This is a genomic window from Pseudomonas sp. HB05, from assembly GCF_016756915.1.
In the GTDB taxonomy this organism is placed as follows: domain Bacteria; phylum Pseudomonadota; class Gammaproteobacteria; order Pseudomonadales; family Pseudomonadaceae; genus Aquipseudomonas; species Aquipseudomonas alvandae.
In genome coordinates, this window is sequence record NZ_JAESPG010000011.1 from 64917 (window position 1) to 87213 (window position 22297).

Annotated in this window: 22 protein-coding genes; 13 read left to right on the forward strand and 9 right to left on the reverse strand. The window is 61.5% G+C overall.

Going from position 1 to position 22297, the window contains the following annotated elements; all coding sequences use genetic code 11:
• Positions 1 to 8 precede the first annotated feature (8 nt).
• On the forward strand, positions 9 to 947 hold the full coding sequence (locus JMN22_RS12650) for a carbohydrate kinase family protein (protein WP_030142685.1): 939 nt from the start codon (positions 9 to 11) through the stop codon (positions 945 to 947).
• A gap of 67 nt (positions 948 to 1014) precedes the next feature.
• Here JMN22_RS12650 and JMN22_RS12655 read toward each other — a convergent pair whose 3' ends face one another.
• The 4 genes from JMN22_RS12655 to JMN22_RS12670 form a co-directional block, all read right to left on the reverse strand.
• Positions 1015 to 1293 (reverse strand): DUF1652 domain-containing protein, encoded by a 279-nt coding sequence (locus tag JMN22_RS12655; RefSeq protein ID WP_030142686.1) that lies wholly within the window; start codon positions 1291 to 1293, stop codon positions 1015 to 1017.
• Between the two features lie 381 nt (positions 1294 to 1674).
• Positions 1675 to 2682 carry a threonine ammonia-lyase, biosynthetic gene (gene ilvA / locus JMN22_RS12660; protein ID WP_080628639.1) on the reverse strand — a complete coding sequence of 336 codons (1008 nt, stop codon included), beginning with the start codon at positions 2680 to 2682 and terminating at the stop codon, positions 1675 to 1677.
• A 301-nt stretch (positions 2683 to 2983) separates the two neighbouring features.
• Entirely contained in the window at positions 2984 to 4132 is a 1149-nt protein-coding gene (locus JMN22_RS12665; protein WP_198796950.1) for a PQQ-dependent sugar dehydrogenase, read from the reverse strand.
• A gap of 41 nt (positions 4133 to 4173) precedes the next feature.
• Positions 4174 to 4515, reverse strand: coding sequence for a hypothetical protein (locus JMN22_RS12670; protein ID WP_030142689.1), 342 nt, complete (start codon positions 4513 to 4515; stop codon positions 4174 to 4176).
• Between the two features lie 223 nt (positions 4516 to 4738).
• On the opposite strand from JMN22_RS12670, the gene ku reads away from it, so the two are divergent.
• A complete protein-coding gene (ku, locus tag JMN22_RS12675; RefSeq protein ID WP_198796951.1) occupies positions 4739 to 5629 on the forward strand; it encodes a non-homologous end joining protein Ku in 891 nt (296 codons plus the stop codon).
• Positions 5630 to 5662: 33 nt separating this feature from the next.
• On the forward strand, positions 5663 to 7645 hold the full coding sequence (ligD, locus tag JMN22_RS12680) for a DNA ligase D (protein WP_030142691.1): 1983 nt from the start codon (positions 5663 to 5665) through the stop codon (positions 7643 to 7645).
• 5 nt (positions 7646 to 7650) lie between these two features.
• Here ligD and lpxO read toward each other — a convergent pair whose 3' ends face one another.
• A complete protein-coding gene (lpxO, locus tag JMN22_RS12685; protein ID WP_198796952.1) occupies positions 7651 to 8550 on the reverse strand; it encodes a lipid A hydroxylase LpxO in 900 nt (299 codons plus the stop codon).
• Between the two features lie 403 nt (positions 8551 to 8953).
• On the opposite strand from lpxO, the gene JMN22_RS12690 reads away from it, so the two are divergent.
• Both JMN22_RS12690 and JMN22_RS12695 read left to right on the forward strand, forming a co-directional pair.
• Entirely contained in the window at positions 8954 to 10540 is a 1587-nt protein-coding gene (locus tag JMN22_RS12690; protein WP_030142693.1) for an ABC-F family ATPase, read from the forward strand.
• 199 nt (positions 10541 to 10739) lie between these two features.
• Positions 10740 to 11933, forward strand: coding sequence for an MFS transporter (locus tag JMN22_RS12695; protein WP_030142694.1), 1194 nt, complete (start codon positions 10740 to 10742; stop codon positions 11931 to 11933).
• On the opposite strand, the gene JMN22_RS12700 is transcribed toward JMN22_RS12695, so the two are convergent.
• Both JMN22_RS12700 and JMN22_RS12705 read right to left on the reverse strand, forming a co-directional pair.
• On the reverse strand, positions 11927 to 12964 hold the full coding sequence (locus JMN22_RS12700) for an alpha/beta hydrolase family protein (RefSeq protein ID WP_030142695.1): 1038 nt from the start codon (positions 12962 to 12964) through the stop codon (positions 11927 to 11929). The two genes, JMN22_RS12695 and JMN22_RS12700, sit on opposite strands and share 7 nt — an antisense overlap.
• A gap of 182 nt (positions 12965 to 13146) precedes the next feature.
• Entirely contained in the window at positions 13147 to 13755 is a 609-nt protein-coding gene (locus tag JMN22_RS12705) for an FMN-dependent NADH-azoreductase (protein ID WP_030142696.1), read from the reverse strand.
• A gap of 130 nt (positions 13756 to 13885) precedes the next feature.
• Between JMN22_RS12705 and JMN22_RS12710 the strand changes: the two genes are divergently transcribed.
• Positions 13886 to 14794, forward strand: coding sequence for a LysR substrate-binding domain-containing protein (locus JMN22_RS12710; RefSeq protein WP_198796953.1), 909 nt, complete (start codon positions 13886 to 13888; stop codon positions 14792 to 14794).
• Positions 14791 to 15141 carry an MmcQ/YjbR family DNA-binding protein gene (locus tag JMN22_RS12715; protein WP_030142698.1) on the forward strand — a complete coding sequence of 117 codons (351 nt, stop codon included), beginning with the start codon at positions 14791 to 14793 and terminating at the stop codon, positions 15139 to 15141. The genes JMN22_RS12710 and JMN22_RS12715 overlap by 4 nt, the downstream gene beginning before the upstream one ends.
• 133 nt (positions 15142 to 15274) lie before the next feature.
• On the opposite strand, the gene JMN22_RS12720 is transcribed toward JMN22_RS12715, so the two are convergent.
• Both JMN22_RS12720 and JMN22_RS12725 read right to left on the reverse strand, forming a co-directional pair.
• Positions 15275 to 15697: a DUF1294 domain-containing protein gene (locus tag JMN22_RS12720; protein WP_030142699.1), complete on the reverse strand. Its 423-nt coding sequence runs from the start codon at positions 15695 to 15697 to the stop codon at positions 15275 to 15277.
• Entirely contained in the window at positions 15694 to 16524 is an 831-nt protein-coding gene (locus JMN22_RS12725; protein ID WP_030142700.1) for an undecaprenyl-diphosphate phosphatase, read from the reverse strand. Before JMN22_RS12725 ends, JMN22_RS12720 begins: the two co-directional genes overlap by 4 nt.
• Positions 16525 to 16794: 270 nt before the next feature.
• On the opposite strand from JMN22_RS12725, the gene JMN22_RS12730 reads away from it, so the two are divergent.
• The 6 genes from JMN22_RS12730 to JMN22_RS12755 all read left to right on the forward strand — a co-directional run bounded on the left by JMN22_RS12730 (position 16795) and on the right by JMN22_RS12755 (position 22146).
• On the forward strand, positions 16795 to 18429 hold the full coding sequence (locus JMN22_RS12730) for a methyl-accepting chemotaxis protein (protein WP_198796954.1): 1635 nt from the start codon (positions 16795 to 16797) through the stop codon (positions 18427 to 18429).
• A gap of 259 nt (positions 18430 to 18688) precedes the next feature.
• Complete coding sequence (pnuC, locus tag JMN22_RS12735) at positions 18689 to 19252, forward strand: nicotinamide riboside transporter PnuC (RefSeq protein WP_198796955.1); 564 nt, start codon at positions 18689 to 18691, stop codon at positions 19250 to 19252.
• The gene (locus tag JMN22_RS12740) at positions 19249 to 19773 is read left to right on the forward strand and encodes an AAA family ATPase (protein WP_198796999.1); all 525 of its coding nucleotides are present in this window, start codon (positions 19249 to 19251) and stop codon (positions 19771 to 19773) included. Before pnuC ends, JMN22_RS12740 begins: the two co-directional genes overlap by 4 nt.
• Before the next feature lie 310 nt (positions 19774 to 20083).
• Positions 20084 to 20530, forward strand: coding sequence for a hypothetical protein (locus tag JMN22_RS12745; protein ID WP_030142704.1), 447 nt, complete (start codon positions 20084 to 20086; stop codon positions 20528 to 20530).
• A 1-nt stretch (position 20531) separates the two neighbouring features.
• Positions 20532 to 21110, forward strand: coding sequence for an adhesin (locus tag JMN22_RS12750; RefSeq protein ID WP_198796956.1), 579 nt, complete (start codon positions 20532 to 20534; stop codon positions 21108 to 21110).
• A 73-nt stretch (positions 21111 to 21183) separates the two neighbouring features.
• Positions 21184 to 22146 (forward strand): heme utilization protein, encoded by a 963-nt coding sequence (locus tag JMN22_RS12755; protein ID WP_198796957.1) that lies wholly within the window; start codon positions 21184 to 21186, stop codon positions 22144 to 22146.
• Positions 22147 to 22297 lie beyond the last annotated feature (151 nt).

Genomic DNA, 22297 nt, shown 5'->3' on the forward strand with positions numbered 1-22297 from the left:
AGGCAATTATGTATTTGGTGTGTGGTGAGGCGCTGTTTGATTTTTTCAGCGCAAACGATGCTGGAGCGCCAGCGTCGCAAGTGAATTACAAGGCGATCGCGGGTGGCTCGCCGTTCAACGTGGCGGTGGGGTTGCGTCGGCTGGGGGTCGAGTCGGCGCTATTTACCGGGCTTTCCACGGACTATCTGGGGCGTCGCTTGCAGCAAGTGCTCGTCAATGAAGGCGTCAACACACAATTTGCCCACGATTTCGACGCGCCAACGACCTTGGCCATGGTCGCCGTCGGGGCCAATGGTTCGCCGCACTACAGCTTTCGTGGCGAAGGCTGCGCCGACCGACAACTGAGCCTGGCACATCTGCCGGCGCTAGGTCCCGAGGTGCGCGGCCTGCATGTCGGCTCGTTTTCCCTGGTGGTGCAACCGGTGGCCGACACGCTGCTGGCGCTCGTGCAACGGGAAAGCGGCAAGCGCCTGATCAGCCTGGACCCCAACGTGCGGCTCAACCCGCAACCGGATATCGAGCTGTGGCGCTCGCGGATCGCGACGTTGGTGCGCTACGCCGACCTGATCAAAGTCAGTGACGAAGACCTGAACCTGCTGTATCCCGACCGGGACCCGCAGGAGGTGATCGATGGATGGCTGGAGCACCGTTGCCAGTTGGTGTTCCTGACCCGTGGCGGCCAGGGCGCGACGGCGTTCAGCCGTCAGCATGGCGTATGGTCCCTGCCCGCCTGCCCAGTGACCATCGCCGATACGGTGGGCGCGGGAGATACCTTCCAGGCGGCGTTGATCGCCTGGCTCACGGAGCACAATCTGGATTCAGTGGAAGCAGTGAATTCGCTGGAACGGGAACACATCGACAGCATGCTGGCGTTCGCCATGGGTGCCGCGGCGTTGACATGTGGGAGGAATGGGCCTGACCTGCCCTATCGCGAACAATTGAACTAAGCGGATCGAAACCGGACGCTGGGCTCGAACTCATCGATCCCGGCGTCAGGTTCAGGAAGGAACGTAATTAACGGCCGCTCATCCGGTGCTGTTGCTGGAAGTAGTTGCCGCCGCTATTGCCATGGTCCAGCTCTGTACGCAGCTCGGCAATCAGATCGTTGATGGCCCGGCAGCCTGTCAGCTTGGTGGCATCGATATCACTTTTGATCAGCGCTACGCGGTCGGTTTCGTGATCGTCGTAAATCTTGATCGTCATGGAAAGATCCGGGGACAACGTGCATTGCGAGCGCTTGGGCAGCAAGCTGCTTTCAATGATGTTTCGCATTTCGAGGGCAGATAAAAACATGGCAACTCTCTCCTGTTGAGGCAGCCAACTTATGTTCACGACGGCGGAATTTTCGTCCGATTCTTCCCTGCGGACAGGACTACGAATGCCGTGCCGTTCGTTCATCTTGGCGTTGTTGTGTTGTTAAAGCTCGTTATTCGAACTCTCGAATCAACTCGCAAAAAATATGCCCTTACCTCGATACATCGACACTGTTGCAAATCAATTACTTAGCAAAAACATCAAGCGAGACGGTCATGCAATTTGCACGCAAGCGGCGTTTTATCCATGCAAAGTGCAACTGGCCCGGCCTGCCTGATTGCTCAGACTAGCCACTATTTCGATTGCACACCTGTGCGTTCGTCGCCTGCTTCAAAAAAAATCATGATGCCCCGCACATTCTCAAGAAACCGCCACGCCAGCACGCTCCACCACGTGGCGCAGCGTGTCGAAATTGATGTTGGCGCCCGAGTTGATACCCACCAGCGTCTGGCCTGACGCTGCGCTTTGCGCCACGTATTGCTTGATCCCCGCCACCGCCAACGCGCCTGATGGCTCGGTGATCGAGCGGGTGTCGTCATAGATGTCCCTGATCGCCGCGCAGAGCTCGTCATCGCTGACCGTCATGACCTCATCGACACAGAAACGACAGATATCGAAGCCATATTCGCCGATCTGCGCCACCGCCACGCCATCGGCGAAGGTGCCCACGCTCGGCAGCGTCACCCGCTTACCGGCTGCCATCGCCGCCTGCAGGCAGGCGGAATGTTCGGACTCGACGCCGATGATGCGGATTTCCGGACGCAGATATTTGATATACGCCGCCACTCCCGCGATCAGCCCGCCGCCGCCCACCGGCACGAAAACAGCGTCCAACTGGCCTGGATGCTGGCGCAGGATCTCCATCGCGACGGTTCCCTGGCCGGCGATGACATCCGGATCGTCAAACGGCGAGATGAACTCACGCCCAGTCTGTCGAGCCAGGTCCAACGCAAACGCCAGGGCGAACGGGAAGCTCTCTCCGTGCAGCAACGCTTCGGCGCCTCGACTGCGCACGCCCGATACCTTCAGTTGCGGTGTGGTCCGGGGCATGACGATGCTGGCCGAGATGCCCAATTCCCGTGCGGCCAACGCCACGCCCTGGGCATGATTGCCCGCCGACGCGGTGATAACGCCTCGGGCACGCTGTTCTGGCGTCAGTTGCACCAGCTTGTTGTAGGCCCCGCGAATCTTGAAGGAGAACGTTGGCTGCAGGTCTTCCCGCTTGAGCAGGATCCGGTTGCCCAAGGCTTGGGACAACGCCGGGGCTGCCTGCAATGGCGTGGGGATCGCCAGTTCGTAGACCGGAGCGGCGAGTATCTTCTTGACGTAGTGCTCCAGCAGGGTTTGCTCGGCGCTGGTGGGGGTCATAGTGGTCTCCTGGTTCGGATCAGGCCCAGGAGACAGAAAGAAAAAACCCGCCTCTAGGGCGGGTTGGGTGCACTCGTGAGCTAGCCCGCCAAATAAGGAATGGCGGTAATAATGCTTGGCTGGCTGCGCAGTACGGTGGAAGTCATGGCTGGAAATTAAACCGGGCGTAGCGCCACGTCAACAACTGTGGGAGCGAGCTTGCTCGCGATAGCTGTGGGCCAGCCAAGATTGATATCAACTGACACACCGCTATCGCGAGCAAGCTCGCTCCCACATTTTGTGGCCGATGAAGTCTTGGAGGTTATTTCAGCCCGACTTTGTAAAGGGCGCCATCTTCCTCATCGGTCAACACATAGAGGAAACCATCCGGTCCCTGGCGGACATCGCGGATACGTTCCTTGAGCCCGCCCAGCAGGCGCTCTTGGTGGACGACCTTGTCGCCATCGAACTCCAGCCGAATCAGGTCCTGCGACACCAACGCACCGATGAACGCATTGCGTTGCCAAGGCTTGAATCGATCACTGTCGTAGAACGCCATGCCGCTGAGCCCCGGCGACACCTGCCAGACATGGTGCGGCCCGACGGTGCCTTCGACGGTCTTGCCCTGGGCCTCGGGAATCGGCGCGCCGGAATAGTTGTCGCCGTGGGTCGCCAGCGGCCAGCCATAGTTCTTGCCGCGTTCGATGATGTTCAGCTCGTCGCCGCCCTTGGGCCCATGCTCGTTTTCCCAGAGCGTTCCGTTCCACGGGTTGAGCGCAGCGCCCTGAGGGTTGCGCAAGCCGTACGACCAGATCTCCGGGCGGACATTTTTCTGGCCGACGAAGGGGTTGTCGTCCGGCACCTTGCCGTCGGGGTAGATCCGCGCGATCTTGCCCTGCAGCTTGTCCAGGTCCTGGGCGGTCGGCCGGTCGTTGTTTTCCCCCAGGGTGATGAAGAGGTAGCCGTCGCGGTCGAATACCAGGCGGGAACCGAAGTGGTTGCCCGTCGAAAGCTTGGGTTGCTGGCGGAAGATCACGTCGAAGTTGTCCAGGCGCTTCAGGTCCTTGGATAACTGCCCCCGGCCAACGGCAGTGCCGGCCTTGCCGTCCTCACCGGCCTCGGCATAGGACAAATACACCGTGCGGTCCTGCTTGAAGTCCGGCGACAGCACCACGTCCAGCAAGCCGCCCTGCCCCTTGGCCCAGACCTCGGGAACGCCGCTCAACGGCGCGGACAACTTCCCTTCGGCGCTAACCCAACGCAGGTTGCCGGGGCGCTCCGTTACCAGCATGCCCTGTTGCTCCGGCAGGAACGCAACCGACCAGGGATGTTCCAGCCCCCTGACAACGGTGGTGACCTCGACGGTGCCTTCCTCACTCTTGAATGTCTGGACCTGCGCGGCCGAAGCCGCTGTGGCGAAGGCCAGTACAGCGCTTGCACAAAGGGTGGTCATCAGGGTTTTACGCAACATGCACGCTTCCTTCTGTGGTGATGGGTAGATCAGACGGCGCCTCAGCGATTGCCATTGTTCGGGTTCCTGGGCGGCGTCGGTGATTCGAGGGTGGGGCGCGGCGAGCCCGGTGGCGGGCCGGAGCGCGGATAGCCATTGCCGATGCCGCCATTTTCCAAGGTGGGTGGCCGAGGAACGGGCACGGTCGGATTGTCACGTAGCGTCGGCACGTTGGGCTGGGTGCCCTGCATGCTGTTGGGATTGGCCCGGCGAATCGGGCTGTTGTAGGGATTGTTGTTGCCCGGCAAGTTCTGCGCCAGGAGCACGGGACCGTGACCAGGCGTAGTTGCCTGGACGGCGGTACTCATCAATAACCCTGCGATGGCGAACATCAGCCTGTTCATGGGACACCTCCCGGATTCACGGATACGGCACCGATATATCGAAAGCACGCTACGCCGCAGGTTCGCTGTTGTCAGGCGAAATGTCCGGACGAAGATGTAACCAAGCGTCTCGGATTTTGGACAAACCCAGGCGCCAACCGCAGCCAACCGGCGCCGGATGGAAACTTTTCCAAATCTCCCAGTGTCACCAGAGAGACCATTCACCGGTAAGGAAATCTGCACCATGGCACGGGCAATCTGGAAAGGCGCAATCAGTTTCGGACTGGTCCACATCCCCGTGGCGCTGGTGTCGGCCACGGCCTCCCAAGGGGTGGATTTCGACTGGTTGGACAAACGCACCATGGACCCGGTGGGCTATAAGCGCGTCAACAAGACCACGGGCAAGGAAGTGACCAAGGACGACATCGTCAAGGGCGTCGAATACCAGAAAGGCCAGTATGTGTTGATCAGCGAGGAGGAAATTCGCGCCGCCCACCCCAAGTCCACCCAGACCATCGACATTTTCTCTTTCGTCGACAGCGAAAAAATTCCCCTGCAGAACATCGACAAACCTTACTTCCTGGCGCCTGACAAGCGTGGCGGTAAGGTCTATGCGTTGCTGCGCGAGACGCTGCTCAAGACCAACAAGGTCGCCCTGGCAAATGTAGTGTTGCATACCCGCCAGCACCTGGCGGCGCTCATGCCCCTGGAATCGGCCCTGGTGCTGGTGATGCTGCGCTGGCCCGCCGAGGTGCGCGAGCTCGACGTCCTGGAACTGGGCGACGAAGTCACCAGCCCGACGCTGGCCAAGGGCGAGCTGGACATGGCCAAGCGCCTGGTGGAAGACATGAGTGGCGACTGGGAGCCGCAGGAATATCGCGACAGCTTCCAGGAAAAGATCATGGAACTGGTGGAGAAAAAGGCCACCGAAGGCCGGCTCGAAGCGGTGGAAACCGACCCCGGCGAAGAACAACGCAAGACCGCGGACGTCATCGACCTTACCGAGCTGCTCAAGCGCAGCCTGGGAGGCAAAGGCAAGGCGCCCGACAAGTCGGCCGAAAAACCCGCGGCGAAATCGACGAAAACACGCAAATCCGCTCCAGCTAAAAAAGCCACCAAGGCCTCCCGGGGCTGACCCCCGGGCGCCTGTCACACAAGGGAATCTGTCATGGCCAAGGCCGAGAGTGAATCTGCCCGTCTGTCCGCCGTGGAAGCGGACGCCACAACGACTCGCAGCCGCGCCCGACGGGGTAAGCAGGCAGACACGAGCCAGCTCCCGGAGCGCCTGTCACCGCAGCTGGCCACGCCGGTGGAACAACCACCCGCCGGGGAATGGCGCTATGAAGTGCAATTTCACGGTTATCGGCTTCTGGCGCGCATCGAAAAAGGTGAGGTCCGGCTGTTCAACCGCCACCACACGGACTGGACCGACCGCCTCAAGCTGCATGCCGAGGCCCTGACGCAGCTGGACCTGGGCGACAGCTGGCTCGATGGCGAACTGGTCCTGCTCGACGACACCGGTCATTCCGACTTCCCCGCCCTGCGCCAGGCCTTCGAGATCGGTCGTAGCGTCGACATGGTGTACTTCCTCTTCGACGCGCCATTTCTCAACGGTGTCGATCTGCGTGAAAAACCTTTGGAAGAACGCCGCGCCGCGCTGAAAAATGCGTTGAAGAACAACGCCAGCAAGCGCCTGCGGTTTTCCGAAGCGTTTTCCGCCAGCCAACATGACATCTTCGAAAGCGCTTCAGCCCTCTCGCTCGACAGCGTGGTCGGCAAACGCCTGGGCAGCCCGTATGTCTCGGGACGCAACTCCGATTGGGTCAAGCTCAAGTGTCGACTGCGCCAATGCTTCGTCATCGTCGGGTTCACACGCCCGCAGGGCAAGCGCAACGGTTTCGGTGCGCTGTTGCTGGCGGTCAACGGGCCGTCGGGGCTGGCGTATGCCGGCCGGGTTGGCACGGGTTTCAGCCAGGCCCAGCTCAAGCAACTGCATGAACAACTGTGCGCCCAGGAACGCCAGACCTCACCACTGGACCAGCCGCTCAAAGGCGCACAGGGGCGCGGTGTGCACTGGGTCGAGCCGACGCAGGTGTGCGAGGTCGAATTCGCCGAGTGGGCCGGCGACGGCCTGATACGCCAGGCGGTGTTCCTCGATCTGCCGGGTGACAGCCAGGCCAATCGCGTGGTCCGCGAGCAACCCATGCCGATAAAAGCTGCGGCGCCCAAATCCAAGCGACGTACCAAGGGCGACACCGCCAAAGTCGACGGTGTGGTCATCACCCACCCCGACCGCGTGGTCGATAGCGTCAGTGGCGTGCAGAAAGCCGAGCTGGCGCAATATTACCTGGAGATCGCTCCGTGGATCCTGCCGCACCTCAAGTTGCGACCGGTTGCGCTGGTGCGAGCACCAGAAGGAATTGGCGAGGAGCTGTTCTTCCAGAAACATGCCGATCGCCTGGAAATCCCCCATATCAAACAGCTGGATCCGCGCCTGGACCCGGGCCATGCGCCGTTGATGGAAATCGACAGTATCCACGCCCTGGTCGGCGCGGCGCAGATGGGCGCGGTGGAGTTGCACACCTGGACGGCGACCCATGACCGGATCGAAGCGCCCGATCTGTTTGTCCTGGACCTGGACCCGGATCCGTCACTGCCCTGGAGCGCCATGCTGGAGGCGACGCGCATGACCTTGTCGGTCCTCGACGAGCTGGGTTTGCAAGGATTTCTCAAGACCAGCGGTGGCAAAGGCATGCACATCATCGTGCCGCTGGCCCGCAGCGAGGGATGGGACACCACCAAGGCCTTCGCCAAGGCCATATCGCAATTCCTGACCCGGCAGATGCCACAACGAATCACCGCGACCATGGGGCCGAAAAACCGCGTGGGCAAGGTGTTCGTCGACTACCTGCGCAACGCCCGCGGCGCCAGTACAGTGGCCGCGTATTCGGTGCGCGCAAGGCCCGGGCTACCGGTGTCGGTGCCGATCGCCCGGGATGAGCTCGCAGACCTGCGCAATGCCCAGCAATGGGATATCCAGACTGCACTGGAACGGGCCAAGGGCCTGGGCGCCGATCCGTGGGAAGGCTATAGCCATCGCCAGCGGATCACCGCCAGGATGTGGGACCAGCTGGAGGCTGAAAAACCCTGAATCCGTCAGATCCAGACGAAAATCGCCAGCAGCGCGCCAAAGAACGCCCATTTCTGCAAGTAATACAGCTTGCGATTGCGTTTCTTCAGCGCCTTGCCTTGCAGGCGAATCTTGTACAGCCGGGAAAATGCCCGGTTCAGGCCGCCAGTCTTGTCGCCGGCATCATTCGGCGCGCCGGCGGCGGCCATGACGGTGCGGCTAAACCAGCGGTTGAACGCCGTGGCCCAACGGTATTTCATCGGCCGCTCCACGTCGCAGAACAAGATGATGCGGTTCTGCGGCGTGGTGTTTTCGGCGTAGTGAATGAACGTCTCGTCGAACACCACCGCTTCGCCATCACGCCAGTGATAGGTCTCGCCGTCGACATTGATGTAGCACCCGGCATCGTTGGGCGTCTGCAGGCCGAGGTGGTAGCGATAGGACCCGGCATACGGATCGCGATGGCGCACCAGTTTCGAGCCGGACGGCAATTCGGCGAACATCGCCGCCTTGATCGATCCGATGCCTTGTACCAGTTCGGTCGTGCGCGGGCACAGCTTCATGGCCGACGGATGGCTGTCGCCGTACCACTTGAGGTAGAAGCGCTTCCAGCCGGTCTTGAAGAACGAGTTGAAACCCACATCGTCATATTGGTCGGAACGCTTGATCGCCCCCGCCTGCAGCAGGCTCTGGCCTTCGGCGCGGATTTCTTCCCAATGCGCCTGCAGCGGGCTCAAGTCCGGGAATTGCTCGGGATTCAAAAACGGCTTGTTCGGCCATTTGGAACACAAGTACAGCAGGCAATTGATCGGCGCGAGGAAGGACGAGTGGTCGCTCAGTTGACGGCCGAGCTTGTGCCGCACGCGTCCGCGCAGATGCACATAGCCAATGGAGAGGAGATAGATCGCAACGATGATGAGCTTCACGGAATCGGTTGGGTCCAGAAGTGAAGAGGCTACTTCTCCAGGCCAGCCAAGCGGCAAGGGAGAGGCGTCGAGTGAGATGGCATTTTAGCCACAGTTTGTAACCTGAAGTTATCCCTCAGTTGTGAAAAACTGTCTAGCCAGGGCAACACCCTATCGTTAACGCGCCCAGATCAGTACAATCGCCGCCAAATATCACGCGCCCCCTTTGGCCGATGCCGGAAATCCCGACTTCGGCGCATATGCACTCGGGCCAGGCGCTCCGTATGCTGCTGTCCTCTTATGCCGGATGGACCCTTGCGCTTGCGACCGCGAAGCCTCTAGCGCGGTGCGGATCGGCGCAAACAGGTACTGAACAGGTACTGCCGCACCCTTAGCTACTCTGAATGTTCCGCAGGATAAACCTTTGATCTCTACAGCTAACATCACGATGCAGTTTGGCGCCAAGCCACTGTTCGAAAACGTCTCTGTCAAGTTTGGCGCGGGTAACCGCTACGGCCTGATCGGCGCCAACGGTTGCGGCAAGTCGACCTTCATGAAAATCCTCGGCGGTGACCTCGAACCGTCCGGCGGCCAGGTGATGCTGGAGCCGAACGTACGGCTGGGTAAATTGCGCCAGGACCAGTTCGCCTACGAGCAATTCACCGTGATCGACACCGTGATCATGGGCCATGAAGAGCTGTGGAAGGTCAAGGCCGAGCGCGACCGCATCTATTCGCTGCCGGAAATGACCGAAGAAGACGGCATGGCCGTGGCCGAGCTGGAAACCGAGTTCGCCGAAATGGACGGCTATACCGCCGAATCCCGCGCCGGTGAGCTGCTGCTGGGCCTGGGCATTCCCCTGGAACAGCATTTCGGTCCGATGACCGAAGTCGCGCCAGGCTGGAAGCTACGTGTGTTGCTCGCCCAGGCCTTGTTCTCCAATCCGGAAGTGCTGTTGCTCGACGAACCGACCAACCACCTGGACATCAACACCATCCGTTGGCTGGAAAACATCCTCACGGCGCGTAACAGCACCATGATCATCATTTCCCACGACCGGCACTTCCTGAACAGCGTCTGCACCCACATGGCCGACCTGGACTACGGTGAGCTGCGCCTGTTCCCGGGCAACTACGACGAGTACATGATCGCGGCCACCCAGTCCCGCGAGCAACTGCTGTCGGACAACGCCAAGAAGAAAGCCCAGATCGCCGAACTGCAGACGTTCGTCAGCCGCTTCTCGGCCAACGCCTCGAAAGCCAAGCAGGCCACCTCCCGCGCCAAGCAGATCGACAAGATCCAGCTGGCCGAGGTCAAGCCATCGAGCCGCGTCAGCCCGTTCATCCGCTTCGAACAGACCAAGAAGCTGCACCGCCAGGCCGTGACCATCGAGCGCATGTCCAAGGGCTTCGACGGCAAGACCCTGTTCAAGAACTTCAGCTTCACCGTCGAAGCCGGCGAGCGCGTGGCAATCATCGGCCCGAACGGCATCGGCAAGACCACCCTGCTGCGCACCTTGATGGGCGAACTGACGCCGGACGCTGGCTCGGTCAAGTGGACCGAAAGCGCGGAGCTGGGCTACTACGCCCAGGACCACGCCCACGACTTCGAAGACGATGTCAGCCTGTTCGACTGGATGGGCCAGTGGACCCAGGGCGAACAGATCATCCGCGGCACCCTGGGCCGCATGCTGTTTTCCAACGACGAGATCCTCAAGTCGGTCAAGGTCATCTCCGGTGGTGAACAGGGCCGCATGCTGTTCGGCAAGCTGATCCTGCAAAAGCCGAACGTGCTGGTGATGGACGAACCGACCAACCACTTGGACATGGAATCCATCGAAGCGCTGAACCTGGCGCTGGAGAACTACCCGGGCACGCTGATCTTCGTCAGCCACGACCGCGAGTTCGTGTCGTCCCTGGCAACCCGCATCATCGAGCTGAGCGCCGACGGCGTGGTCGACTTCAGCGGCACTTATGACGACTACCTGCGCAGCCAGGGTGTGATGTTCTAAGAGCAGCCGCGAGTTGTAAGCTTCGAGCTGCAAGTGAAAGCCCCGTCCATGTGACGGGGCTTTTTCATTCCTACAGCACAGAATCCATGGATACCCCTGTGGCGAGGGCCATGACACAAGCAAACCGTTAGCCAGCTTCCTTTTCTTCCCGTCACACGCCATGATGAAACACTCCTGCCGCTGCCCGCGAACGAGTCCCATGCCAACAGCCCAGCCCGCTCCCAGTTCCTTGTCGATCACCTTGCAGATCGTCTCCATCGTTTTCTACACCTTCATTGCCTTCCTCTGCATCGGCCTGCCGATTGCGGTGTTGCCCGGGTATGTCCACGAGCAATTGGGCTTCAGTGCGGTCATCGCCGGGCTGACCATCGGTTCCCAGTACCTCGCCACCCTGCTCAGCCGGCCCATGGCCGGGCGGTTGTCGGACAGCGTCGGCACCAAGCGGGCCATCGTCTATGGCTTGCTGGGGATTCTGCTCAGCGGCGTGCTGACATTGATCTCGACACTGCTGCAGGATTTCGCACTGCCAAGCCTGCTGATCCTGATCGCCGGTCGTCTGTTGCTCGGGGTAGCCCAGGGCCTGATCGGCGTAGGGACGATCAGTTGGTGCATGGGCCAGGTCGGCGTGGAGCACACGGCCCGGTCGATTTCCTGGAACGGCATCGCTTCCTACGGGGCCATCGCCATCGGTGCGCCGCTGGGGGTGGTGATGGTCGGCAGCCTCGGCTTCGCCAGCCTGGGCATCGCCTTGTCATTGTTGGCCGGCATGGCGCTGCTGCTGATTCGCAACAAACCCTCGGTGCCGGTCGTGCGCGGCGAGCGCCTGCCGTTCTGGGCGGTGTTCGGACGCATCTCACCGTTCGGCACGAGCCTGTGCCTGGCCTCGATCGGCTACGGCACGCTCACCACCTTCATTACGCTGTTCTATGTCAGCCGCGGCTGGACCGGCGCGGCGTGGTGCCTGACGGTCTTCGGCATTTGCTTCATCCTGTCGCGGCTGTTGTTCATTTCCAGCATCGCCCGCTTTGGCGGTTTCAGCTCGGCGATTGTCTGCATGAGCATCGAAACCCTGGGCTTGGTGTTGCTGTGGCTGGCGCCGTCCACCGCGTTCGCCTTGATCGGCGCGGGACTGGCGGGTTTCGGGCTGTCGCTGGTCTACCCGGCGCTGGGGGTGGAGGCTATCAAGCAGGTACCCAACAGCAGCCGGGGTGCCGGATTGAGCGCCTACGCGGTGTTTTTCGACTTGGCATTGGCGATTGCCGGGCCACTGATGGGCGCGGTGGCGTCGAACCTGGGGTACCCCGCGATTTTCTTTTTTGCGGCACTGCTTTCGGTCGTCGGCCTGGGACTGGCCTTGTTGCTGAGGCGTCGGGCCGAAAAAGCCGATTATTGATCTGCCGTCCTCAAGCCGGCCCGCGTCGGCTTGCCGAGGGCGTCGCTGAAAAAGCGAGTGGCTTCGGTGATCATGGTGCGATGGATGTCCTTGCGGTCGACGCCATCGGCATCGGTGCACAGCGCCGGCATCGCCGCGATCTGCTCGTCGGTGCAGGGCGCCAGGAATACGAAGTGCCCTGCCCCGGCCAAGGTCTTGAAATCCGGCGCCGTGGGGAGCTTGCGAGCCAGCGCGGCGGCATTCTTGTCAAACGCCACCAGCTTGTCGCCGTCACCGCTATACAACAGCACAGGCACATGCACATCCGCCAGGGTGTGACGCCCGAACTTCAAGCTCAGCGGCGCCATCAGCAGCAATGCACGAACCCGGGGATCCGCCACCGGGGACAGGTCATCACGATCGGCAACCAGTTCACCTTGGGTATTGCACGCGTCGCGATCGTCCGGTCGTTCCTGGCAGTAGCGGCGCAGGCGATTGAGGTCTGGCGTGGCGCCGGACAGGATCAAGGCGGTTTCGCCACCCGCCGAATAACCGATGACGCCGACTTGGCCGGCATTCACGAAGGGAGAAAGCATCGGGTCATTCAATGTCGCGGTGATCGCCTCGGAAATCTGGATCGGCCGACCGTACAAGTTGCTCAAGGTACCGAGCCGGCTGTGATCCTGGGCGTTGTCACCGGGATGAATCACCGCCACCACGACGAACCCCTTGCGAGCCAGTGACGTGGCCAGGTCATGCAGGGCCAGCGGCGTGCCCGTGTTGCCGTGGGACAGCATCAACAGCGGAAACCGCCCGATGGCGATCTGGGCCTCCGGCGCCGCGTCGATCTGATAGCCCCCCAGCGAGCTGGATTGCTCCCGGGCAGTCGAGGGGTAAAACGCGATGGCGTGCATCGGCTGTTGATCCAGCGGATCGAGGAAGCTCAGCTCATGAAAACCGGCGCTCCAATGCGGATGCGGCGCCGGCGCGGCGTGCACCGAACCGAGACTGGTAGCCAGACAAAGCAGCAACGCTGCACCAAGACGTTTCATTTGAATCTTCCACCTTCACCAGCGCGCGGGAAGGCCCCGCTGCTCGCACATTGGCCGTGCATAACCTGCGCCAGAAACCGACGCCAAATGCAGGAAAACCCTGCATCCCGGCCATCCAATGACGACGAGAATACAGGGTTTTGCGAAGGTTGCCCGTAATGCTTGGGGCTTTTACGCAAGCCTTACGCAGCGGCGAACTGCTGGCCAATCTGCAACTGGGCCTCATGCATGGCTTTGGCGCGCATGTCATCACCGTAGGCCAGGCCCTCGGCGCGGACGAATTCGATGTCGGTGATGCCGAGGAAACCGAAGACCAGCTTGAGGTATTCCTCATGGCCGATGCCACTCGGCTGGCCGGCGTGCAAGCCGCCGGAGGTGGAAACAATCAGCAGCTTCTTGCCACCACACAGGCCTTCAGGACCGGCTTCGGTGTAGCGGAACGTCTTGCCCGCGACGGCGATGCGGTCGATCCAGGCCTTGAGTTGCGTTGGGATGCTGAAGTTGTACATCGGCGCTGCGATCACTACGGCGTCCGCCGCGAGGAATTCGGCCATGGTCGACTCACTGAGCTCGGCTTCGTGCTTGAGGGCGGCGTCACGCAGCTCGGCGCTGGTGCCAGCGGCAACCAGTGTCTGGGAGGAGAAGTGGCTGATGGCGTCGGCGGCCAGGTCACGGTAGGTGACGGAAATGTCCGGCTCGGCGGCTATCCACGCTTGAACCAGCTCACGGCTCAATTGGCGCGAAGCGGAATTGTCGCCGAGGATGCTCGAATCGATGTGCAACAGTTTCATGTGAGTGCTCTCCAAGTGAGGATCGCGGCTGGGCGATCAATTGAGAACAATCCTATCGATGAAACCAATGGTCGATAAGTCAGCAATAATGCGATAGTTCGTTCCACTGACAGGACAATCGAGCCCGGACATGCAAGACCTCAACGATCTGTATTACTTTGCCAAGGTGGTCGAAGCCGATGGCTTCGCGGCTGCCGGGCGCTTGCTGGGTATCCCGAAGTCCCGGCTGTCGCGGCGCATCGCCGAGTTGGAGGAACGCCTCGGTGCCCGCCTGCTGCAACGCACGACGCGCCAGTTGAAGCTCACCGCCGTCGGCGAACGCTACCTGCGTCATTGCCAGGCGATGTTGCTCGAAGCGGAAATGGCCGACGAGGCAGTGGCGAGCATGTCCAGCGAACCCCGCGGGCGGTTGCGGGTGTCGAGCCCCGTGGGGCTGGCGCATCAGTTCTTGCCGTCGATCATCGAAACCTTCCTGGCGAAGTTTCCCCAGGTGCAATTGGAGATGACCCTGCTGAACCGGCGGGTGGATTTGATCGGCGAAGGCATCGACGTGGCCTTGCGCGTGCGCGATCTTGGCGACGAAGACCCGTTGCTGATGACGCGACGCTTGCGCCAGGCCAGGCTGATGATGGTCGCCAGCCCGGCCTTCACCCAGGGACGGCGGATCGAAACCCCGGACGACCTGAGGCAACTGCCGGTGTTGGGCGCGCTGGAGGCCGATCGGCTGGTCCATCTGCGCCTGCTCGACAGCACGGGGCAAAATGTCGATCTGGCCCTGGAAGCGCGCCTGGGCATCGACGATTTCATCGTGCGCCGCGCCTGCGCCCTCGCCGGCCTGGGCTTCACGTTGCTGCCCAGCATGTATTGCGAAGAAGAACTGCAGGATGGCAGGTTGGTGGAGCTGCTGCCCGGCTGGTCATCGCCCGATGGCTGGTTGCAGGCGGTTTATCCTCACCGGCGCGGTATGCTGCCGGCGGTGCGCGCCTGGATCGATCACCTGGTGGCGGCGTTCGAACAATGTGGAGACAAAACGATATGAGTTTGAGCGAAGAGGATGTCGCACAGTTTTGCCTGGGCTTGCCAGGGGCCAGGGAGGATTACAAATGGGGTGGCGTGCGGGTGTTTTCCATCGCCGGAAACAAGATGTTCGCCCTGCAGGGGCTGCGCAGCGATTCGTTGGCGTTCAAGGTCGACAAGGACCTGTTCCTCGGTCATTGCGACCGGCCAGGCATCCACCCGGCGCCTTATCTGGCCCGGGCACAGTGGATCATCATGAACGTGCCCTACCCGCTGGGCGATGATGAATTGCGCGGGTTGCTGCAGCGCTCCCATCAACTGGTGGTGAGCAAATTGCCGAAGCGTACGCAGGTTGGGTTGTTGCTGTAGCGGTGGCTGGCGGGTACAACCGACCTACTGTGGGAGCGAGCTTGCTCGCGATGAGGTCAGCCCAACCAGTATCAATATTGGATTGAAGACCGCAATCGCGAGCAAGCTCGCTCCCACAAGGGATGCGTGGCGGCTAGAACAACGCCAACAGATGCCCGCCCAGGAACAACTGGTCGACCCAGAATCCCTGGTGCAACAGCACGATGAACCAGAACACCACCTGGAACGACACCTTGCGGGTCTTGTGGCGAAACACCTGTTGCGCCAGCAACGCGCCGGGCCAGCCGCCGGCCAGTTCGACGGCGTGCAATACGTTTTCCGGCGTGCGCCAGGCGTCCGCCCGCGCCTTGCGCTTGTCGCTCCAGTAGAGCAGGAATGCCACCAGGCTGACGCTGCCATAGGCGACCATCGGCACCCAGGACTCGCCTTGCAGCCCGAGCAAAAGCGACCCCGTCAACGGCAACGCGCACAGCAGCGCGAAAACTGCCAATTTGAACCGCAGGTTCTGCACGGCTCCGCCGGTTTTATGCGCGGCGCGCCTGGCCGATTCGGTCATGGCTTGGCCGCTGACCAGTCCACCCAGCCAAACTGCCAGGTCGCCAGGATCAACAGGCCAAACGCGATCCGATACCAGGCAAATACCGCATAGCTGTGGCTGGCGATAAACCGCAACAAGCCTTTGACGGCGATCATGGCGAAGATGAACGCGGTGATGAAGCCAATGGCAAACACCGGGAAATCCGCCGGAACGAACAGTTCGCGGTATTTGTAGCCCGAGTAGACTGCCGCACCGACCATGGTCGGCATCGCCAGGAAGAACGAGAACTCGGTGGCGGTCTTGCGCGACAAGCCGAACAACAGGCCGCCGATGATGGTTGCCCCGGAGCGGGAGGTGCCGGGAATCATCGCGATGCACTGGGCCAGGCCGACTTTCAGGGCATCCTTCCACGTCATGTCATCCACGGTTTCGGCGTGGACCTGATGCTGGCGCCGTTCGGCCCAGAGCATCACGAACCCACCCAGCACCAGCGCGGTCGCGACGGTAATCGGGTTGAACAAGTAATGGTGGATCCAGTCGGCGAGCAGCACGCCCAAGATCACCGCCGGAAAGAAGGCAATCAGCAGGTTGGCGGTAAACCGACGGGCACCGGGTTGCGTCGGCAGGCCCAGCACCACATCGAAGATCTTGCGCCGAAACTCCCAGACCACCGCGAGGATCGCGCCGAGCTGGATGATGATGTTGAAAGCCATCGAACGCTCGCCCCCGAACTCGAGCAGGTCGGCAACGACGATCTGGTGCCCCGTGCTGGAAATCGGCAGGAACTCCGTCAGCCCCTCAACCACGCCAAGAATCAATGCCGAAAAGGCCGTCCACAAATCCATTCTTCCCCCAAAAACGCCTGTCTGTTCAGGCCTCATCACTATTTAAACGTCATGCAGGTGCACGCAGCGGCTGCACGATAACCGCGACCTTGCAAAAAAAACCAATGAAAAAGCAGAACCGACTCAGGTTTTGCGCTGCGGGGCCGAAATCCTATCAGACAAGCCCTGATAACGCTGCCGCGTCATGACCCAGGTCAATTCAGCAGGGCCGCCGAGCGTTAAAGTGCCGGCCGTCGTTAATGACAAGAATAAGAACCGGAGTGACAGCGAATGAATAGCTTGCGCAGTGTATCGATCAGCCGACGCTTGTGGCTCATCCTGGTCGTGGCCATCGTGATGTTGTTCACGCTGGGCGCGTTTATGCTCAAGCAGATCCACACGGACCTGTATCAGGCCAAGGTGCAGAAGACCCAACACGTGGTCCAGACCGCCAGTGGTGTGTTGAACTACTACCATGGCTTGGAAACCGCAGGCACCCTGACCCGCGACGCGGCGCAAAAGCAAGCCCTCAGCGCGGTGCGGGGACTGCGCTATGACCAGAGCGATTACTTCTGGATCAACGACCTGACGCCGGTCATGGTCATGCACCCGACCAACCCGAAACTCGAAGGCCAGAATCTTTCTGCCATCCGCGACCCGAACGGTTACGCGCTGTTCAACGAAATGGTGGCCATCGCCAAGGCCAAGGGCGCTGGCATGATCAATTATCTCTGGCCCAAACCGGGCGCCGAAGCGCCGGTCGGCAAGACGTCCTACGTCAAATTGTTCGAACCCTGGGGCTGGATCATCGGTTCCGGGGTGTACGTGGATGACGTCCAGGCAGAATTTCAATCCCAGTTGATCAAGGCGTCGTTGATCGGCTTGGCGATCACCTTGGTCATGGGCCTGCTGCTGACGCTGATCGTGCGCAGCATCGTCCGCCCGCTTCAAGAAACCGTCAACGCCATGGCCAATATCGCCAGCGGCGAGAGCGACCTGACCAGAACCCTGGATACCCACGGCCAGGACGAAGTGACGCAACTGGCGCGACACTTCAACGCGTTCACCGCCAAGCTGCGGCAAGTGGTGAGCCAGTTGCAGACCTCCGCCAGCGCCTTGGGCCAATCGTCCAGCGAATTGGGCAACGACGCCGCCCAGGCCCAGCAGCGCAGCCAGCAGCAATCGCAGCAAATGGAGCTGGTGGCAACCGCCATCAACGAAGTGACCTACGGCGTGCAGGACGTGGCGAAAAACGCCGAACACGCGGCCAGCGAGATGCGCGACGCCGAGTCCCAGGCCCAGCAGGGCCAGGTCAATATCGACGGCAGCCTGCAACAGATCGACCGGCTGTCCCAGACCATCGACCAGGCCGTGGAGGTGATCCGCACCCTGGCCAGTGAAAGCACCCAGATTGGCAGCGTGCTGGAAGTGATCCGCTCTATCGCCGAGCAGACCAACCTGCTGGCGCTCAACGCGGCGATCGAAGCCGCCCGTGCTGGCGAACAGGGTCGCGGCTTTGCCGTGGTGGCCGATGAAGTGCGCCTGCTGGCCCAGCGCACGCAAAAATCCACCGCCGAAATCCAGGCCATGATCGAACGCCTGCAAAACCACTCCGAAGCGGCAGTAAAGGTCATCAGCGACAGCAGCCGCGCTTCGCAATTGACCATCGAGCAGGCCGGACTTGCAGGCGCCAGCCTCAATGCCATCGGCCAGGCCCTGCGCAATCTCAACAGCCTGAATGCCTCCATCGCCAGCGCCACCCTGCAGCAGGCCCACGTGGTGGAAGACATCAACCAGAACGTCACCCAGGCCGCCGGGCTCTCCCACAGCACCGCCGTGGCTGCCGAGCAATCGAGCCTGGCCAGCGCGCGCCTGAAGGACCTCAGCGAACAGCTGAACGGCTTGCTCAAGCAATTCCGGGTCTGAGAAGCACCTCTGGAAGAAACACCCTGTGGGAGCGAGCCTGCTCGCGAAGACGGTGGAACATTCAGCATGGAGGCAAGCTGAAGTTCCGCTTTCGCGAGCAGGCTCGCTCCCACATTGATTCGGCGCTGACTTCAGGTTCGTTGTCCACTTTCATCCCCCTTGCTCGCGATAGCGCCAGTGCATTCAGCATTGAAGTTGGAGCTCCGCGCCCCATAGCGTTTACAATCCCCGCCCTCCTCAACTCCTCCAAGGAACCGCCATGTCCGGGCTTGAACTGTTTGCCGCAGCCCTCGGCGTGATCGCTGTCTGGCTGACCGTCAAGCAGAACCCCTGGTGCTGGCCGATCGGCCTGGTCATGGTGCTGCTTTACACCTGGATTTTCTTCGACGTGAAGTTGTATTCCGACATGTTGCTGCAGGTCGTCTACGCCGTCCTGCAGCTATATGGCTGGTGGCAGTGGACCCGCGCCGGGCGCAACCACGACGGGCGACAGGTGACGCGCCTGGAAGGCCCGTCGGTGGTGCTCGGCCTGGCCATCGGTGCGGCTGGCAGCCTGGCGCTGGGCGCGGCAATGGCCCATTGGACCGACGCCGCGCAACCCTGGCTCGACGCCGCGCTCACCGGGTTCAGTCTGGTTGCCCAGTGGTGGATGGCACAGAAACGCGTGCAATGCTGGCCGTTGTGGATCGTCCTGGATGTGATTTTCGTGGGTTTGTTCATCTACAAAGGCCTGTACCTGACCGCCGCGCTCTATGCACTGTTTACCCTGCTGGCAGTGCAAGGCTGGCGGGAATGGCGCGCCGACCCGGCGTTGCGCGTATGAAGGTGGTGGTGCTGACCGGCCCGGAGTCCAGTGGCAAGAGCTGGCTGGCGGCGCAATTGCAGGCCCACTTTGGCGGCCTGCGAGTGGATGAGTACGTGCGCGACTTCATGGAACAGACCCAGCGCGACACCTGCCTGGCCGACATCACCGACATCGCCACCGGGCAACTGGCCCGGGAAGACGCGGCCCGCGCCCGGCAGCCAGCGCTGCTGATTCTCGACACTCACCTGCTGAGCAATATTCTCTGGAGCCAGACCTTGTTTGGCGACTGCCCGAGCTGGCTCGAACCGGCCTTGCTGGCGCGTCATTACGACTTGCACCTGTTGCTCAGTCCCGAGCAGGTCGAATGGGTCAGTGATGGCTTGCGTTGTCAGCCAGCGCTAGCCGAACGCGTGGCTTTTTTCGAAGCCATCGAAGGCTGGCTGGTTCGCCAGCGGCAACCTTTCGTCAAGATCGAAGGTGATTGGGCCCAACGTCGTGATCAGGTGTTTGCGGCCGTTTCCCGGCTACTCCAGGCTTGAGTTGTTACATCGCTGAAACAGCAAGCACACGCGAAAGCCGGATCCAACGCCGCTTCACGTCATCACCGGCCTGACTGTCAAGTCACTGAAACACCCTCTTCCCAAGCCTGGATCCAGAGCCATACGACGGCGGGCGGCGTGTCGTGGGCCGCAAACCCAGTCTCAGGAATGAAACAGGTTGCGCGCCAGACATTTGCCATTACTTGCAAACGGTTGAATCCAAAGACTTTTCAAAACACGGCACAACACCTGCTCTTCCTCTTCGCAACGCTGACTAGGGCCAGCGTCCAGTGAAGAAGGAATCGATGTCATGGGGACATTCAACGGAAGGTTGATCTGTCTGTTGTTGATCGGCTGCGCCGCCAGCGCGACGCTCAGTGTGCCGGCGCAGGCCGAGGGCAACGGCGTCATCGTACTCAACCGTGACGTGCAACCCGTTCATATCGGTCGAAATGGCGGCAAAGACCCCTACCCGACCACCGTCAATGCCAATCCGTCCGATCGGATCAACCAGGCGACCGCCAGCACCGAGCTGAGCGACGGCGAATTCGCCAGCGTGGCCAGCGGCTCGACGATCCGTAACACGGTCAACCCGAACACCGGCGTCCAAGGCCTCAACGTCGTGACCAACCCCAACGGCATGCCCGGCATGGGTGCCGGCCACGGCGGCGGTAGCGGCGGCGCGATTTCCGGCACGATCAACCGCTCGCTGAGTTCCGGCCTGGCCCCATTGGGTCGGCTGGCGGGAGGCCAGTGAGATGAACCCGACCTGGCTCATGATCGCCCTGCTCGGCTCATCCGCCGCACTCGCCGATCCAGGCGTGGCAGTGAGCAGCCACGCCGACCTGCAGAATTCCGGCAGCCGCTACACCGGCAACTTCAACCTCAACCAGGCGGCTGGCGACCAGACCCAGCAGACCAACACCCGTGCGATCGCCATCGGCACCGACGCCCAGGCGACCACCGTCGTGCGCCAACGCCTCGACACACCGGCCAGCCCGGCGCTGAACGCCAGCGCGCGCATCGGCGGCAGCTCATTCACCAACGGTAACGGTGTGCTGGGCGTCAACCAGTCCGCCGGCGCCAATAACCAGATGGCCAATGTCATGCGCGTGGGCATCAGTGCCCGCCCGCAGAGCATGGATGACAGCGCCCTTTCCCAGCAGAACGTGGCGCTGGTACCGAACTCCGGAACAACTGACACCCCAACCGGCAGTCGCCAGGTCGCTACCAGCGACCAGGCCTTCACCGGCAGCCGAGGGGTGATCCAGGTGAACCAGAGTGCCGGGGTGGGGAACCGCATGGCTAACACCCTGAGCATCCGGGTCGCTGACTGACCCGGCGCAGCACATAAGCGCAGTACATAAGAAAGTACCAACACTTAACCAACGACACGCAAGGAGAAACACCATGAAACCTACAATGGCGCTCAAACCATTGGTTTTCGCTCTCGCCGCTGTCATGGCAATGGCTGCACAGGCTGGAGGAAACGACAACAACGGTCATGGCAATGGCCATGGCAACCATGGTCCCAAAGGGCCGACGCTGGAACAATTGCTCTCCATCAGTGCCGGCGCTGGGGCCACGGTGCTGGATGAGCAGAACAGCGACGGCAACGTAGTGACCAACCAGGCAACCCGCAATACCGCCGAAGCCACTGACTCGCTCAACGGCAGCAACGGCAACATGGGCGCCAACATCGCCGCTGGCGACGGCAACCAGCAAGACAACGCCGCCGCACTGGCCACCGCCGACGAGAGCTTCATCTTCGGTTCGGCTGTCGCCGCTTCCAGCGCCACGCAAGTCAATAACAACAACCATGTGAACAACAACTCCACGCAAAACAACGCCTCGCTGACCAGCGCGGGCAACAACGGCTCCGGCAACATCGGCATCAACGTGACCGCCGGCAACTTCAACCAGCAGAAAAACAACCTGGCCATTGCCGTGTCGGGCGGCCGTGTCGCCCAGGCCTCGGCTTCGGCTGACCAGTCCTCCACCGGTCTCGTCGTGGACAATAAAGGCGTGAAGAACTACAAGACCGACACCCTTACCAACACCTATGAAGCTTCGGGCTCCTTCAAGGCCAAAGGCACCATCAAAGAAGAAGGTGGCTGGGGTGACAAAGGTGGCTACGGCGGCGGCCATGATGGCGACAAGATCTCCGTCGCAGGCACGTTCGAACTGGCCGGTAGCAATACCCAGCAAGTGTTGACTCGCGACGGTTGGAAAAACCCTGTCTACAACAACGCCACCATGACCAACTCCATGAACGGCTTCTCCGGTAACGGCGGCGCCAACGTGTCGGCGGGCGTGGGCAACCAGCAAAGCAACTCGCTGTCGATTGCGGCCGGCTGCAAGGCTTGCATGTAGACGCGCATGAAACGAAGCCCCGGCAACAGTAATGCTGTTCCCCTAGGGTTTGGATGAATCTTGTGGCGAGGGAGCTTGCTCCCGCTCGGTTGCGCAGCAACCGCAAAATCTTGGAGCCGCTCCGCAGCCCAGCGGGAGCAAGCTCCCTCGC